This window comes from Pseudomonas sp. PA-4-8C (assembly GCF_021606625.1).
Classification (GTDB): domain Bacteria; phylum Pseudomonadota; class Gammaproteobacteria; order Pseudomonadales; family Pseudomonadaceae; genus Aquipseudomonas; species Aquipseudomonas lactis.
Genome location: NZ_WKCD01000044.1, coordinates 1 through 14,680 on the forward strand (window position 1 = coordinate 1; position 14,680 = coordinate 14,680).

A 14,680-nucleotide genomic window follows, 5' to 3' on the forward strand; every position below is an offset into this window, starting at 1 on the left:
GTGCATCGAATGTCACCCGGCAGCGTGGGCTGTTGCGCAGGTCTTCGTGCATGCTTACCCAAGTGTCCATTTTAAACGCGAAGCCGTCAGGCAGCACTCGGCGCAGACGTGGGTCGCGCTGGGCCAGTTGTACCTGGCACCCACCGATGCCGGCACCGGCGCGGATCATTGCCAGTTGCGCCAGGTCGCTGTCGCTACTGATGGCGAAGGCGTTGCGCTCAAAACCCTTGATTGCCAGGCTGCGGATAAATGCAGTGGCTTGATCAAAGCCGATGACGGAGTGGCCGGCGAGGTCGTGCATGTGTTGGGGGATGCCGTGTTGCTGCAGGTAATCGTCACGGGCATGCAGGCCGACTTCGATCAGGCCGATACGCCGCGCCAGCAGCTGCTCCTGGCTGGGGCGCACCATGCGCACGGCAATGTCGGCTTCCAGCTGCAGCAGGTCGCTCAAGCGGTTGGTCAGCACCAGTTCCACCTTCAGGTGCGGGTGTTCCCGGCGCAATTGCGTGATGATCGGCGGCAGTACCTCCACACCCACCACTTCACTGGCCGATACTCGTACCACGCCGCGCACCTCATCGCCTTGGGACGAGGCGGCGCGTTCAAGGGCGGCGGCGGTACGCGCCATGGTTTCTGCATGCGCCCGCAGTGTGTGGGCGACCGTAGTGGGTAATAAGCCTGAGGGCGAGCGGGTGAACAACACGACGCCCAGCGCCGTTTCCAGCGCGGCGATGTGCCGCCCTACCGTGGGTTGGGTGATGCCGAGCTGCCGTGCGGCCCCCGACAGCGATCCTTCCTTGAGTACACCGAGAAATGACCGGTAAAGCTCCCAACCGATATTCGTAGCCATACATAAATGTATAGCGGCTCGATACTCTTGGGCAATTCCTCTATAGCTGTTCCGCATCCAACATACCCTCATCAACCAACAGTGGGAGAGGGTGATGAGCAAGGTTCTGGTTTTGGGTGCAACCGGTGGCATTGGTGGCGAAGTGGCGCGGCAGTTGAGCGCGGCGGGCTGGGAGGTGCGGGCGTTGACTCGGGATCTGATCAAGGCTCGCAGCCAAAATCCTGTTTTTACGTGGCTAAAAGGCGATGCCCTGAATCGCGACGACGTGATCGCGGCCGCCCGGGGCTGCGCGGTAATCGTGCACGGCGTCAATCCGCCGGGTTATCGCAAATGGGCCGAGTGGGTGTTGCCGATGATCGACAACTCCATTGCGGCGGCCATCTGCGAAGGCGCGACAGTCGTGCTGCCCGGCACGGTCTACAACTTCGGGCCGGATGCATTCCCTGTGCTGCACGAAGACTCACCCCAGCACCCGCTGACTCGCAAGGGCGCGATCCGTGTGCAGATGGAGCAGCGCTTGCGAGCCGCTTCCACTCAGGGCGCCCGGGTGGTGATTGTGCGCGCTGGGGATTTTTTCGGCGCCAGGGTGGCCAATAACTGGTTTGCCCAAGGCTTGGTCAAACCCGGCAAACCGGTGCACACCATCCGCTACCCAGGCGATTACGGCGTGGCCCATCAATGGGCTTATCTGCCGGACGTAGCGCGTACAATGCTTGAGTTGATTGAGCGTCGTGCCAGTCTTGGCGCCTTCGCCTGCTTTCATATGGCTGGGTACATGGATGCGGACGGTACGCAGATGGCTAAGACGATCCAGCGTGTGGTGCTGCGCAGGACGGGCCAGCAACCCAGGGTCGGCGCGTTTCCCTGGTGGTTGTTGAACTGGGCGGCGCCTTTTGTCGTCACCGTGCGTGAGATGCAGGAGATGCGCTACCTGTGGCAAACACCGTTGCGCCTGGATAACCAGCGCCTGCTCGCGACGCTCGGCCATGAGCCCCACACACCGCTGGAACAGGCGGTGGAGGCCACCCTGGTTGGCCTGGGTTGCCTGCCTACTTGCGTTTGATCAGGCGTGCATACACGGCGAGGTTGACCACCACCACCACGGCCCCCAGCACTAATTGAGTATTCGCAGTCAGCCCGGCTGGGTAGATCATCGTCAGAATGTAATGCTCGATAAACCCACCGCCATAACCATCCTGCCCGGCCAAGTGGCGAAACAGGTTTTCCCAACGGGTGAGTGGGCAGGGCAGGTGCAGCACCTCCACCGCGATGCCCCAGGCAACGGCGGGCAGGTGCAGTCACATTACCCTGGGCCACTTCAGGGTGAGCAGGCCGCCGAACAGCACGAACAGGATAAAGGCCAGGTGGAACAGCACGAGGCCGTCGGCGGCTAGGCGGTAGAGCATGTTTGAGCTCGATGTGAGGTGAAGGGGTACGTGAATTTTTGCAGCGCGCCGTTATAGCTCCAGTTGACTGGCATTGATACCGAACGCTTTGGCTATCTTTTCCCGCGTGGTGCGGCGGGGTTTGCTGACCGCTTCCTGCTGGGCAAATGCCGATTGTGAAATACCCAGGCGTTTGGCGACTTCTTCCTGGGTCAGGCTCAGATGCTCGCGCCACGCGCGAATAGGTGTTGCGCCATCCACCAGGCGGCTGACTACCGCATGGGGGATCAGGTTTGGATCGTTTTGCTGCGCCACATAGTGTTCATAGGGAATCACCACATAGGCTGGCTCGCCCTGCATATTGTGGATGATCTGTACGGCAGTAGGTTCGCTCGTCACGTTTTTTAACCTCTTGGATGCTGACGACCTGGATGCTGCCGTCCCAGTCGAAAAGGACCCGGTAATGACCTACCCGCAAGCGATAGCTGTGAGGATGGTTAACCAGCACCTTGACGTTGATTGCATCGGGCATGTGTTCAAGAGCGGACACGGCATCGCGTACCTATTGCTGATGATACGAATGCAACCGAAGCAATTGTTTGACGGCTTTTCGGGTCCATTGGATTGAGTTCATGGAGGTTAATAAGTCTTTTATAAGGTTTGCAATCGGTATTTTCAGATTCGTGTCGACGGGTCATGACGTTGTCCTCTCAAACCCTAGCTGGCCGCCGTCAGCGTCGAGGGTTAAAACTGTTGCGTGGTATGAATCAACGGTTGGTCCACGAAGGTTGCTTGCAGGCAACGAGGGCCGTTATTGTGCTGAATCCTTTTAGTCCTCGCCCCAAGGTTGTGTTGTGATGAATGCACCGCGTACCGCTGTCCCGATCAAGGCCGTGATTTTCGATATGGACGGGTTGTTGCTGGATACCGAAGGCATCTACACCGAAGTCACGCAGATCATTGCCGAACGCTATGGCCGTACCTACGACTGGGGCATCAAGCAGCACATCATCGGGCGCGGTGCCCAGGATTTGGCCGATTACGTGGTCAAGGCACTGGACCTGCCGATCACGCCCGCCGAGTTTCTGGAAATACGCGAACCGCTGATGAGCGAGCGTTTTCCCAAGGCCCTGGGCATGCCCGGTGCCGAGGCGTTGGTGCGGCACTTGAAGGCGCACAATATTCCAATTGCGGTGGGCACCAGTTCATCGCGTAATTCGTTTGGCCACAAGACCACCTTGCACCGTGAATGGTTTGGCCTGTTCGACACCATCGTCACCGCCGACGACCCGGAAGTCGGCGCCGCCAAGCCCGCGCCGGACATCTTCCTTACCGCCGCGCGCCGCTTGGGTGTGGCGCCTGAGGATTGCCTGGTGTTCGAAGACTCGCCGTTCGGCGTGACGGCGGCGAAGGCTGCCAACATGACCGCTATTGCGGTGCCCGATGAGGCGATGGCTGACAGCAAGTACCAGCATGCTGACCAGATTATTCGCAAGCTCGCCGACTTTGACCTGGCCGCCTACGGCTTGCCTCCCATGGCCTGACCCAGCGCGGTCAAAAATGTGGGAGCGGGCTTGCCTGCGAAAGCGGTAGCGCAGTGACAGATGTGCCACTGACACACCGCCTTCGCGGGCAAGCCCGCTCCCACATTTGGTGTGCGGTTTTGCAAAATCAGGCGCTGAACCCACCATCAATGGTCAGGCTGGCGCCCGTGATATAGCCCGCTTCCGGTCCGGCCAGATACGCCACAAAACTGGCGATCTCCTCCACATGCCCATACCGACCTACCGCCATCAACCCGATCAGGCTTTCGGCAAAATCGCTGTTCGCCGGGTTCATGTCGGTGTCCACCGGCCCAGGCTGCACGTTGTTGATGGTGATGCCACGTGGCCCCAGGTCCCGCGCCAATCCCTTGGTCAACCCCACCAGCGCCGCCTTGCTCATGGCGTAGGGCCCGCCACCGCCAAAGGGCATGCGTTCGGCGTTGGTGCTGCCGATATTGATCACGCGGCCACCTTCGCCCATATGCTTGGCGGCTTCCTGGGTGGCGATAAATACGCTGCGTACGTTGATCGCCAAGGTCTGGTCGAAGTCTTCCAGCTTGAATTCGTCCAGTGGGGCGATGGCCAGCACGCCAGCGTTATTCACCAGGATATCCAGGCGTCCAAACGCCTCGACCGTGGCGTTGACCGCCGCGCGAATCGCCGTGGCATCAGCGCTGTCGGCCTGTATCGCCAAGGCTTTGCCGCCTTCGCTGATCACCTCGTTCTGCAACGCTTGGGCCTTGGCGGCTGAGCTGACGTAGGTAAAGGCAACCGCTGCGCCTTGAGCGGCGAGGCGCTTGACGATGGCGGCGCCGATGCCGCGGGAACCGCCTTGAATCAAGGCGACTTTGCCGGTGAGGTTGTGTGTGGTCATGTCGATCTCCGAGGTAATTGATGGAGTGAGTATCGACCTCACCCGCGCAGCTCGGTAGCCCGTGGTTGCTATAGTCTGTGTAAACCAAAAGTTTAGAGTGGGGCCATATGGAAAGCTTTGGAAGTATCGAATGCTTTGTGCGCAGCGCCGAGGGTGGCAGCTTTGCCGAGGCTGCACGGCACCTGAGCCTCACGCCTGCTGCAGTGGGTAAAAGCGTCGCCAAGCTGGAGGCGCGCCTCGGTGTGCGGCTGTTCCAGCGCAGCACTCGGCGCCTGGCGCTGACCGAAGCCGGCAAAATGTTCCTGGCGGAAGTCAGCAGCAGCCTCACCACCATTCAGAATGCGGTCGCCAACCTGGCCAGTGCCGAAGGGCGGCCGGTGGGCACGCTCAAGGTCAGCATGGGGCCAGTGTTCGGCAATCGGTACGTGGTGCCGTTGTTGGGCGAATTCATGCAGCGCTTTCCGGATATAAGCCCGGACTGGCACTTCGATAATCGCCAGGTCGACCTGATCGGGCAAGGCTTCGATGCGGCCATCGGTGGCGGGTTTGAGCTGCCCCAAGGCGTGGTGGCGCGCAAGTTGACCCCGGCGCACCGGGTGCTGGTGGCATCGCCGGATTACCTGGCGCGACGCTTGCCGGTGCGGGCGCCCGAGGATCTGTCGCACTGCCTCGGCATCTTGATCCGCTCGCCGCAGACAGGCCGGGTGCGTTCGTGGCAACTGACCCATCGTGAGCGCGAGCACAGCCCACTGGTACTGAAGCCGGCCATGACCATGAGCGACTCCGAAGCCGCTTGCTGCGCCAGTGCCCAGGGCCTTGGTATCGCGCTGGTGAGCATGCCGATGGCCGTGCCGTTCTTGGACAGCGGGGCGTTGGTGCGAGTGTTACCCGATTGGTATGTGGACGACGGCAATATTTCCATCTACTACGCCGAGCATAAATTGCTGCCGGGCAAGACGCGGGTGTTTGTGGATTTCGTTATTGAGCAGTTTGCCGAGCAGAAACTGGCTCAACGGTTCAGTGCCATCTGAGCACGGCCTTACATCGAGTCGTGGCCATCGCGGGCAAGCCCGGCTCCCACATGGGGTCGCGATCACTGTGGGAGCCGGGCTTGCCCGCGATGCAGGCGCATCGGTCTACCGCCCGAACTTGCCCGGCCAACCGATGACCTTCTTCGGCCGCGGCGTGGCATACGTCCTGACCTTCGACGTGGACAACCCCAACCGCACCAACGACTCGGCCACCATCACCGCCGCCGTCACCCCGTCCACCACCGGCACCCCGGTGCGCTGGCGAATCTGTTCGTCCAGCCCGGCCATGCCGCCGCAGCCCAGGCAGATCACCTCGGCCTTGTCATCGCGAATGGCCAGTTCCGCCTGGCGCACGATGGCCTCCATGGCGCCCAACGGGTCTTCTTCCAGCTCCAGCACCGCCATGCCGCTAGCGCGCACCGAAGCGCATCGCTGGTAGAGGCCGGCGAGTTTCAGCCGGTCTTCAATCAGCGGCACAGTGCGGTCCAGGGTGGTCACCACCGAGTAGGCGTGCCCCAGGAACATCGCGGTGCTGGCCGCCGCTTCGGTGATATCCACCACCGGCACATTGAGCAGTTCCTGCAAGCCTTCGCGGCCATGTTCGCCATAGCCGGCCTGGATCACCGCATCAAAGGGCTGGTCGTAGGCCATTACCCGGTCCATCACGGCGATGGCCGCCAGGTAGCTTTCAAAATTGCCTTCCACCGATTCGGCGCCGAAGTACGGGGTTAGCCCGACAATCTCGGTGCCCGGTGAAGCCACCGCCCGTGCTTGCTGGGCGATGGTCTCGGTGATGGATTCGGTGGTGTTGACGTTGACCACGAGGATACGCATGGAAAGTCCTTGTTTAATGACTGACGTTATCGACGGCAATGCTTTCGCCGCTGACATCGGCGTAGTGCGGTTGGCGCTTGGCGATCAGCAGGTACAGCAACCCGGCAATGCCGGCGCCAAACAACCAGGAAAACGGCGAGACGCTGGCAAACCCCGGCAGCAGCGCCAGCAGGATGGCGATCACCGCCGCCGGAATAAACGCCGCCACCGCACGCATGTTCACCCCCCGGCTGTAGTAATAAATGCCTTGGGGGTCTTCGCTATACAGTTGTGGCACGTCCACCTGGCTTTTACGGATCAGCCAGTAATCGACCATGATCACCCCGTACAGAGGCCCCAGCAGCGCTCCGAGGCCAGAGAGGAAGTACACGATCACCAACGGGCTGTTGTAGAGGTTCCACGGCAGGATCAGTACGGCAACAAAGGCACTGATCAACCCGGCGCGCCGGAAGTTCAGGTACTTGGGCGCCAGGTTGCTCAGTACAAAGGCCGGGGCGACGAAGTTGGCCATGATGTTCACCGCCACGGTGACGATCAGGAAAGCCAGGCAGCCGAGCACCAGAAAGAAGGTGTTGGGGATCGCCGCGATGATTTCGGTGGGGCTTTCGATCACCCGGCCATTGAGTTGGAATTGCCCGCCGCACAGCAGCACGGTGATGGCGGCGAACACCAGGATATTCACCGGCAGGCCCCAGAAGTTGCCGACCTGGATGGTTTTGCGGCACGGCGAAGAGCGGGCGAAGTCGCAGAAGTTGAGGATCAAGGTGCCGTAGATCGCCAGCCATAGCGCGCCGCCGGCAAAGATATTGCGCCACATCTCGCCGCCACTCAGGGGCTCGCGGATCGACCAGGCAATTTGCCCGTTCGCCTGGAAGTACATCCAGCCGGCCAGCGCAGCCACGGTCAGCAGAATCACCGGCCCGGCGAAGCCTTCATAGCGACGTACCATTTCCATGCCATAGGCGAGAATCACCAACTGCACCAGCCAGATCGCCACAAAGCACGCCCAACCCAGGGTCGACAGGCCGAGAATCGAATCGTGGTCATAATCGGCAAACCCTGGATGAATGGCTGTCAGCAGTACGCGGAAAACCACCGAGGCCAGGTAGGTCTGGATCCCAAACCAGGCAATCGCAATTACCGCCCTGATCAATGCCGGAATCTGCGCCCCGTGGATGCCAAAACTGATGCGGCTGATAACCGGAAACGGCACACCGGTCTTCTGCCCCATGTAGCCCGACAAGTTCATGAAGAAGTACACCAGCGCCGCGCCGATCCCCAGGGACAGCAATATTTGCCAGCCGCCCAGGCCTAATGCATATAAGCCGATGGCGAATGAGTAGTTGGCGATGTTGTGCACGTCATTGGTCCACAACGCGAAGATGCTATAGCGCCCCCAGCGTCGTCCTTCGACCTTGGTGGGCGCCAGGTCCTTGTTGTGCAGGCGCGGGCTGAGCACCAGCGGGCCGGGGCCGGCGGCTGCAGGGTTTAATGGGGAGGAGGGCAGATCCAGTGCGAGGGTGTTCGAGAGGCTTGTACGCATTCCGGCAGGCTCCAGCGCATCTGCAGCAAAGCGGCGGATGGCAAAGTGTATGTAGGTTTTGTATTGATTGTATACAAAGCGTACTTATGCCTAAGCCATATGCGTGCCAATTTTCGATATATGAAAATCTTGGCTAATTTCGTTTTTATATAGTTTGAGAATAAATTACTGAATTACAAGCGTTATAAATTGACCGTTTGAACAGGTATTTATTTTTTTGTTAATTGCAGGGCTATTTATAGACAGCGCCATTGGCGCAGAGAGATGTTACGTTTTGGTGCGTTGTATATTAAGTTGCACACAAAAATGGCACTTATGGTTACAAGGTTGTGTACAAGATTCACCCGACCAAAAAGGAAATTTCGCTTTCTGTAGGAGCGAGCTTGCTCGCGAAAAACTCACAGACGCCGCGTTCATTCAGGAAACACGCGTTATCGTTGACGTTTTTCGCGAGCAAGCTCGCTCCTACAGAGGCGGTGGCATCAGAGGCTCAAGCCTTGCTGATGATATTCCCCGCATGCAGTCCGCATTCCTTCTGCGTGGCTTCTTCCCACCACCAGCGGCCTTCACGTTCATGCTGGCGTGGCAATACCGGCCGGGTGCAGGGCTCGCAGCCGATGCTGATAAACCCGCGCTCATGCAGGCTGTTGTACGGCAGCTCGAGCATGCGGATATAACCCCACACCTCCTCGCTCGTCATCTGTGCCAGCGGGTTGAATTTGTAAAGGGTGCGTTCCGGCGTGGAAAACGCCGTGTCGATTTCCAGCGCCGCCACCTGGCTGCGAGTGCCGGGGCTCTGGTCGCGGCGCTGGCCGGTGGCCCAGGCGCGTACACCTGCGAGTTTGCGGCGCAGCGGTTCGATCTTGCGGATACCGCAGCATTCGCCATGGCCGTCCTTATAGAAGCTGAACAGGCCTTTCTCTTTGACGAAGGGCTCCAGCTTGCTCGGGTCCGGTGAGATCAGTTCGATGTCGATCTTGTAGAACTCACGCACCTGCTCGATAAACCGGTAGGTCTCGGGGTGCAGGCGGCCGGTGTCGAGGCTGAACACCTTGACGTTCTTGTTCAGCTTCCAGGCCATGTCCACCAGCACCACATCCTCGGCACCGCTGAAGGAAATCCACAGGTCATCGCCGAACTGGCTGAACGCCAGCTTGAGAATGTCCTGGGCAGACTTGTTGGCATAAGTCGTGGCGAGTTCAACGACGTCGAAGGCTTGGTTCATCAGGACGGTTCCTACAGGTCAGTGGCGCTGAGCGCTCTCTAGGAGGGCGATGGTATCAAAATCTGTCCCGCGTTGCGGCGGCGGGCTTGAGTCGCTAGAGTTCGGCAGTCCTTTTGCTCGCTCAACTAACAACATCTAATAGGAGTGTCGTGTGGAAATTGCCTGCCTTGACCTGGAAGGGGTGCTGGTTCCGGAAATCTGGATCGCCTTCGCCGAGAAAACCGGCATTGAGTCCCTGCGGGCCACCACCCGTGACATTCCCGACTACGACGTGCTGATGCAGCAGCGCCTGCGCATCCTCGACGAGCATGGGCTCAAGCTGGCCGATATCCAGGCCGTGATCGCCACGCTCAAGCCGCTGGACGGCGCCATCGAGTTCGTCAACTGGCTGCGCGAGCGCTTCCAGGTGGTGATCCTGTCCGACACGTTTTATGAGTTCTCCCAGCCGCTGATGCGTCAGCTGGGTTTCCCAACCCTGCTCTGCCACCGCTTGATCACCGATGAAAACGACCGAGTGGTCAGCTACCAACTGCGCCAGAAAGACCCGAAACGCCAATCGGTGCTGGCATTCAAGACCCTGTACTACCGCGTGATCGCTGCCGGTGATTCCTATAACGACACCAGCATGCTGGGTGAAGCTGACCGCGGGATTCTGTTCCATGCGCCGGACAATGTGATTCGCGAATTCCCGCAGTTTCCGGCGGTGCATACGTTTGAAGAGTTGAAGACAGAGTTTATCAAGGCGTCGAATCGGCAGTTGAGCCTGTAAGTTATGCGGCGCGACTGATTGCCCCATCGCAGGCAAGCCAGCTCCCACCTTTGATCGCGGCGCGGTCGAAGGTGGGAGGGGGCTTGCCCCCGATAGGGCCGGTACAGGCCCTACAAACCTTCCAATGTCTGTAACAACACCCGCACCTTCGTCAACGATTCCTGATACTCCGCCTGCCACTCTGAATCCGCCACAATCCCACCGCCACCCCAGCAACACACTTGCCCGTCCTTGACCAGCAAGCTGCGAATCGCGATGGAGCTGTCCATCTCGCCGCGCACGTCCAGGTACACCAGCGAGCCGCAATAGAGCCCGCGGCGGGTGGGTTCAAGCTCGTCGATAATCTGCATCGCACGAATCTTCGGCGCGCCGGTGATGGAGCCGCCGGGGAAGCTGCCGGCGATCAGGTCGAGGGCGTCTTTGTCGTCGGCCAATACGCCGGTGACGCTGCTCACCAAGTGGTGCACGTTGGGGTAGCTTTCCAGGCTGAACAGCTCCGGCACTTTCACTGAGCCGATGCGGCAACTGCGGCCGAGGTCGTTGCGCAGCAGGTCGACGATCATCAGGTTTTCTGCGCGGTCCTTGGGGCTGGCGAGCAACTCAGCGGCGTTGGCGGCATCCTCTTCGGGGGTTAAACCGCGAGGGCGGGTGCCCTTGATCGGGCGGGTTTCCACCTGACGCTCGCTGATGCGCACAAAGCGTTCCGGCGACAGGCTCAGCACCGCGCCGTCATCGGGCAAACTCTGGAACCCGGAAAACGGCGTCGGGCAGGCTTCGCGCAGCGCGCAGTAGGCTACCCATGGATCGCCGATGCACGGCGCGCGAAAGCGTTGGGCAAAGTTGACCTGGTAGCAGTCGCCGGCCTGGATGTAATCCTGGATGCGAATGATGGCCTGGTGATACGCCTCGGCGCTGAGGTCCGGGATCATGGGGCCGTGAAGCTTGAAGGTCGTCGGCGCATCGTTTTGTGCCTGACTGAACACGTTGATCAAGCGTTGCCGCTCGCTGTCGGCCAGCGCAGGGTGAAAGACCAACTGGCTGGTTTGCACCTGGTGATCGCTGACCAGCGCCCAGGCATAGAGCCCGAAACGCGCATCGGGCAGATGCAAATCGTCCACGGCCAGGTGTGAAACCTGCTCCAGGTGCCGACCAAAGTCATAGCTCAGGTAACCGATCAAACCACCGGCAAACGGTAAGTCATAGCCATCAGGCAACGTCGCTTGACCCAACTGCGTGAGGTTCTTGCGCAAGCGTTGCAGGAAATCACCGCCACTTTCGTCCGGCCCTACCGTCAGGATCGCTTCGGGCCAGGCACTGAGCAGGTCATACCGGCCGCGAACAGCCATCGGGCGGCCGCTGTCGAGCAGCACCGCACCAGGGGCGTGGCGAATGACCGCAAAGAACTCGGCGGGATTGGCCCGGTAGGGCAACGGGTATACGGAACAGGTCGACATGCGGGGGTGGATCAGCCAATGGCGCGGGGGAGGGGGATTGTAGTCCCCTGTAGGATTTGCTCCTAGAGGGGATGTCGGGGATAGACAGTTCGAAGACCGGATCAGCCTTCCACGGGCGGAATATGCCCGAACATCTCCTGCACGAACTTCACCCGTTCCTCTGGGGTCTCTGTCACCCCGGCCGCCTTGAGTTCTTCCAGCCGCGCCTCTACTGCATGGGTGCGCAACGTCAGGCCGCAGTCGTTGGCAATCTGGATGTTCAGCCCAGGCCGTGCGTTCAGCTCAAGGATCAGCGGGCCTTTTTCCTGGTCCAGCACCATGTCCACGCCGATATAACCCAGCCCGCACAGCTCATAGCAGCCGGCGGCGAGCTTCATGAAACCGTCCCAGTTGGGCAGTTGCACGCCATCTACGGCGTTGGTGGTGTCGGGGTGCTTGGTGATGATGTTGTTCAGCCAGGTGCCGCGCAGGGTCAGGCCGGTGGCCAGGTCTACACCCACGCCGATCGCGCCCTGGTGCAGGTTGGCCTTGCCGCCGGATTGGCGGGTGGGCAGGCGCAGCATCGCCATCACCGGGTAGCCCATCAGCACGATGATGCGGATGTCCGGCACGCCTTCATAGCTGATGCTCTTGAAGATCTGGTCGGGCACCACGCGGTACTCGATCAACGCGCGGTCGCGGTGGCCGCCGAGGGAATACAGGCCGGTGAGGATGCTGGAAATCTGGTGCTCGATCTCCTCATGGCTGATGATCTTGCCGGACACCGTGCGATAGCGCCCTTCAAACCGGTCGGCCACCACCAGGATGCCGTCCCCGCCGGCGCCCTGGGCGGGCTTGATCACGAAGTCGCTGCGCCCACCGATAATCTCGTCGAGCTTGTCGATTTCCTTCTCGGTGGAGATCACCCCGTACATTTCCGGCACGTGGATGCCGGCCGCCAGCGCCCGTTCCTTGGTGATGATCTTGTCATCCACGATGGGGTACAGGCTGCGCTTGTTGTACTTGAGCACGTAGTCGGCATTACGCCGGTTGATGCCCATGATCCCCCGCGCTTCCAGGGCCTTCCAGGTCTTCCAGAAGCCGAACATCAAGAGTCAGCCTTCAGGAACGCCTTGAAGCGCACTAGCTCGGTGAGGCGATAGCCGCGATAGCGACCCATGGCCAGCATGAAGCCCACCAGAATCAACAGGATCGCCGGGAAGGTGAACACGAAATACACCAGCTCCGGCACGCTCATGATCAGGTGCGCCAGGGACGCGGCGAACAGCGTGCCAATCGCCACTTTCAGCGCATGGTTGGCACCACGTTCCTCCCAAGTGATCGACAGGCGTTCGATGGTCATGGTCAGGATCACCATCGGGAACAGCGCCACCGACAAGCCACGCTCCAGCCCCAGCTTGTGGCTGAACAGGCTGATGGCGGCAATCAACACCACCACGAAGGTCAGTACCACCGACAGCCTCGGCAGCATCTGCAGTTTCAGGTGTTCAAGGTACGACCTGAGCGACAGGCCCAGGGCCGTGATGATCGTGAACAGCACAATCCCGAAGCCCAACTGGGTCTCGCGGAACGCCAGGGCGATCAGCACGGGGGTGAAGGTGCCCAGGGTTTGCAGGCCGATCAGGTTGCGCAGGATCAGGATCACCAGCACGCCAATCGGGATCATCACCATGATCATGAAGGTCTGCTGGGTTTGCAGCGGCAGGCCGTACAGCGAGTATTCGAGGAAGTTGGCGTCGGTGTTTTCGTCGGTCAGCTTGGCCAGGCGAATCGCGTTCATTTCGCTGTTGTTGAGGCTGAAGGTCACCATGGCCTTCTTGCCGCCATCGACCGTGATCAGGTTTTCATCGCCGGTCCACCACAGCAGGCGGTCGGCGGGCAGGCCCTGTTCGCCAGTCTCCGGGTTGAAGTACAGCCAGTCGTTGCCGTTGAAACTGCGCAGCCACAGCTCCGGGGTTTGCGGCTGGTCGGCCACCAGGCGGATGGTGTGGACTTTCTCTACCGGCACGTGGGCGATGGACAGCAGCAGCTCGACGATTTTGGCTTTGTGCGGCGTCGAGGGGTCGCCAGCCAGCAGCAACTTCACATTGTCGTCGTTGAGGTTGTTGGTGCGCTTGATGGCTTCGCTGATAAAGGTCTCGACGTCGGCCGAGTGCTGGCGAATCGGCGCCAGCAAGGCTTCGGCGGCGATCTTCTCGGGGCCTTCCACGGCGATGCTGTCGCGGAAGGTCGGGCCTTTGATCTTGACCTTTTCGCCGCTGTAGCGCTTGGTCAGCACCAGGCGGTAATAGAGGGTCTGGTTGCCCTTGGCCCGGCGCGCCGACCAGGTGACCTTGCGGTTGCCGTCGATGCGGTTGACGCTCACCCCATAGTTGTTGGAGATAAAGCTTTCATTGAGGCTGACGAAGTCGCGGCTCAGGGGCGGCACGAACATCTGGATCTTGACCGGGTCTTTCGGGTTGGCGACGAACTCGACCTTGGCGTCGATGTTCCACAAGTCGTCGGTGGCATCTTCGGTGACGGGAATTCCCAGCACGAAGATCTGATAGGCGGTGACCGAAATGCCCAGCACCACCAGCAAGGTGATCAGGATTTTCAGGTGCAGGGTCAGAGAGCGCATTCGGTTTACTCGGCGGTATTAAGCGTCGGCGGCGCAGGCGGGTTTGCCTGCTGCATATTTAAGACTGGGGTCGACCAGCGCATCAAAGCGTTTGAGCGCTTCGGAGCCAATCAGCAGCGGGTATTGGAATGCGCTGCGGTCAGTCAAGTTCACTTCGATGCTGCGTAAAGCACTGCCCATGCAGATATCCAGCGCAATCACTGGGCGGGCGGTGTAGTTCTTGTCCTCATCGGGGTCGTAGTCGCCGGCGCGGCGCTTGATCTTGCTGACACGCGCCAGGGGCAGTTCGATGGGGTGGGAATGGGCGGTGTCGATGGCCAGGTAGAAGCGGACCCAGGATTCGCCATTGCGCTTGAAGCGCTTGATATCGCGGGCACTCAACGAGGCGGTCTTGGCGCCGGTGTCGAGTTTGGCCGCCACTTCCAGGTCGATACCTGCAAGTTTGGCGTATTCATTCAGGCCGTACACGGTCTTCTCGGCGCCAGCGCCAAGGCTCGGTATGCACAGCAGGCACATCACTAGTAGGTAAGGCTTGAGTCTCATAAATCCTG

14 protein-coding genes and 2 pseudogenes are annotated in these 14,680 nt (G+C 60.3%); 4 read left to right on the top strand and 12 right to left on the bottom strand.

The genetic code is table 11. The annotated features are described in order from the left end of the window. Positions 1-850: LysR family transcriptional regulator (locus GIW04_RS10320; RefSeq protein ID WP_236478976.1), on the bottom strand; the 850-nt coding region annotated here is incomplete at its 3' end. Positions 851-944: 94 nt separating this feature from the next. Between GIW04_RS10320 and GIW04_RS10325 the strand changes: the two genes are divergently transcribed. Next, positions 945-1,913 carry an NAD-dependent epimerase/dehydratase family protein gene (locus GIW04_RS10325; RefSeq protein WP_014719514.1) on the top strand — a complete coding sequence of 323 codons (969 nt, stop codon included), beginning with the start codon at positions 945-947 and terminating at the stop codon, positions 1,911-1,913. Here the strand turns inward: GIW04_RS10325 and GIW04_RS10330 are convergent. From GIW04_RS10330 to GIW04_RS10340, 3 genes and pseudogenes are all read right to left on the bottom strand, one after another. Further along, positions 1,900-2,256, bottom strand: a pseudogene (locus GIW04_RS10330) (DUF2784 domain-containing protein). The gene GIW04_RS10325 and the pseudogene GIW04_RS10330 overlap by 14 nt on opposite strands. Before the next feature lie 51 nt (positions 2,257-2,307). Next, entirely contained in the window at positions 2,308-2,595 is a 288-nt protein-coding gene (locus GIW04_RS10335) for a helix-turn-helix domain-containing protein (protein ID WP_052224703.1), read from the bottom strand. 22 nt (positions 2,596-2,617) lie between these two features. Further along, positions 2,618-2,869, bottom strand: a pseudogene (locus tag GIW04_RS10340) (type II toxin-antitoxin system RelE family toxin); the annotation flags it as partial. A gap of 223 nt (positions 2,870-3,092) precedes the next feature. Here GIW04_RS10340 and GIW04_RS10345 point away from each other — a divergent pair. Continuing rightward, complete coding sequence (locus tag GIW04_RS10345) at positions 3,093-3,779, top strand: HAD-IA family hydrolase (protein WP_003193342.1); 687 nt, start codon at positions 3,093-3,095, stop codon at positions 3,777-3,779. A 127-nt stretch (positions 3,780-3,906) separates the two neighbouring features. On the opposite strand, the gene GIW04_RS10350 is transcribed toward GIW04_RS10345, so the two are convergent. Beyond that, complete coding sequence (locus GIW04_RS10350; RefSeq protein ID WP_003193340.1) at positions 3,907-4,653, bottom strand: 3-oxoacyl-ACP reductase family protein; 747 nt, start codon at positions 4,651-4,653, stop codon at positions 3,907-3,909. 107 nt (positions 4,654-4,760) lie between these two features. Between GIW04_RS10350 and GIW04_RS10355 the strand changes: the two genes are divergently transcribed. Then, positions 4,761-5,684 (top strand): LysR family transcriptional regulator, encoded by a 924-nt coding sequence (locus tag GIW04_RS10355; RefSeq protein ID WP_120248460.1) that lies wholly within the window; start codon positions 4,761-4,763, stop codon positions 5,682-5,684. Between the two features lie 105 nt (positions 5,685-5,789). Here GIW04_RS10355 and GIW04_RS10360 read toward each other — a convergent pair whose 3' ends face one another. The 3 genes from GIW04_RS10360 to GIW04_RS10370 all read right to left on the bottom strand — a co-directional run bounded on the left by GIW04_RS10360 (position 5,790) and on the right by GIW04_RS10370 (position 9,286). After that, positions 5,790-6,518, bottom strand: a complete 729-nt coding sequence (locus GIW04_RS10360) for an aspartate/glutamate racemase family protein (RefSeq protein WP_034136192.1) — start codon at positions 6,516-6,518, stop codon at positions 5,790-5,792. Between the two features lie 13 nt (positions 6,519-6,531). Next, complete coding sequence (locus GIW04_RS10365) at positions 6,532-8,061, bottom strand: NCS1 family nucleobase:cation symporter-1 (RefSeq protein ID WP_003193334.1); 1,530 nt, start codon at positions 8,059-8,061, stop codon at positions 6,532-6,534. 490 nt (positions 8,062-8,551) lie between these two features. Then, positions 8,552-9,286 (bottom strand): phosphoadenylyl-sulfate reductase, encoded by a 735-nt coding sequence (locus tag GIW04_RS10370; protein ID WP_034136191.1) that lies wholly within the window; start codon positions 9,284-9,286, stop codon positions 8,552-8,554. A 151-nt stretch (positions 9,287-9,437) separates the two neighbouring features. On the opposite strand from GIW04_RS10370, the gene thrH reads away from it, so the two are divergent. Beyond that, positions 9,438-10,055, top strand: a complete 618-nt coding sequence (gene thrH / locus GIW04_RS10375; protein ID WP_003193330.1) for a bifunctional phosphoserine phosphatase/homoserine phosphotransferase ThrH — start codon at positions 9,438-9,440, stop codon at positions 10,053-10,055. A gap of 110 nt (positions 10,056-10,165) precedes the next feature. Here thrH and pabB read toward each other — a convergent pair whose 3' ends face one another. From pabB to rloA, 4 genes are all read right to left on the bottom strand, one after another. Further along, entirely contained in the window at positions 10,166-11,509 is a 1,344-nt protein-coding gene (gene pabB, locus GIW04_RS10380; RefSeq protein WP_034136190.1) for an aminodeoxychorismate synthase component I, read from the bottom strand. A gap of 101 nt (positions 11,510-11,610) precedes the next feature. Beyond that, positions 11,611-12,597, bottom strand: coding sequence for an alpha-L-glutamate ligase-like protein (locus GIW04_RS10385; protein ID WP_003193326.1), 987 nt, complete (start codon positions 12,595-12,597; stop codon positions 11,611-11,613). Then, entirely contained in the window at positions 12,597-14,129 is a 1,533-nt protein-coding gene (rloB, locus tag GIW04_RS10390) for an osmotic stress tolerance membrane protein RloB (protein WP_003193324.1), read from the bottom strand. The genes GIW04_RS10385 and rloB overlap by 1 nt, the downstream gene beginning before the upstream one ends. An 18-nt stretch (positions 14,130-14,147) precedes the next feature. Next, the gene (gene rloA / locus GIW04_RS10395) at positions 14,148-14,672 is read right to left on the bottom strand and encodes a retropepsin-like aspartic peptidase RloA (protein ID WP_014719501.1); all 525 of its coding nucleotides are present in this window, start codon (positions 14,670-14,672) and stop codon (positions 14,148-14,150) included. Between the last annotated feature and the right edge of the window lie 8 nt (positions 14,673-14,680).

Coding starts and splice junctions, on each gene's coding strand:
- GIW04_RS10325 (WP_014719514.1), top strand. CDS start 945: ATGAGCAAGGTTCTGGTTTTGGGTGCAACCGGTGGCATTGGTGGCGAA.
- GIW04_RS10335 (WP_052224703.1), bottom strand. CDS start 2,595: ATGCAGGGCGAGCCAGCCTATGTGGTGATTCCCTATGAACACTATGTG.
- GIW04_RS10345 (WP_003193342.1), top strand. CDS start 3,093: ATGAATGCACCGCGTACCGCTGTCCCGATCAAGGCCGTGATTTTCGAT.
- GIW04_RS10350 (WP_003193340.1), bottom strand. CDS start 4,653: ATGACCACACACAACCTCACCGGCAAAGTCGCCTTGATTCAAGGCGGT.
- GIW04_RS10355 (WP_120248460.1), top strand. CDS start 4,761: ATGGAAAGCTTTGGAAGTATCGAATGCTTTGTGCGCAGCGCCGAGGGT.
- GIW04_RS10360 (WP_034136192.1), bottom strand. CDS start 6,518: ATGCGTATCCTCGTGGTCAACGTCAACACCACCGAATCCATCACCGAG.
- GIW04_RS10365 (WP_003193334.1), bottom strand. CDS start 8,061: ATGCGTACAAGCCTCTCGAACACCCTCGCACTGGATCTGCCCTCCTCC.
- GIW04_RS10370 (WP_034136191.1), bottom strand. CDS start 9,286: ATGAACCAAGCCTTCGACGTCGTTGAACTCGCCACGACTTATGCCAAC.
- pabB (WP_034136190.1), bottom strand. CDS start 11,509: ATGTCGACCTGTTCCGTATACCCGTTGCCCTACCGGGCCAATCCCGCC.
- GIW04_RS10385 (WP_003193326.1), bottom strand. CDS start 12,597: ATGTTCGGCTTCTGGAAGACCTGGAAGGCCCTGGAAGCGCGGGGGATC.
- rloB (WP_003193324.1), bottom strand. CDS start 14,129: ATGCGCTCTCTGACCCTGCACCTGAAAATCCTGATCACCTTGCTGGTG.
- rloA (WP_014719501.1), bottom strand. CDS start 14,672: ATGAGACTCAAGCCTTACCTACTAGTGATGTGCCTGCTGTGCATACCG.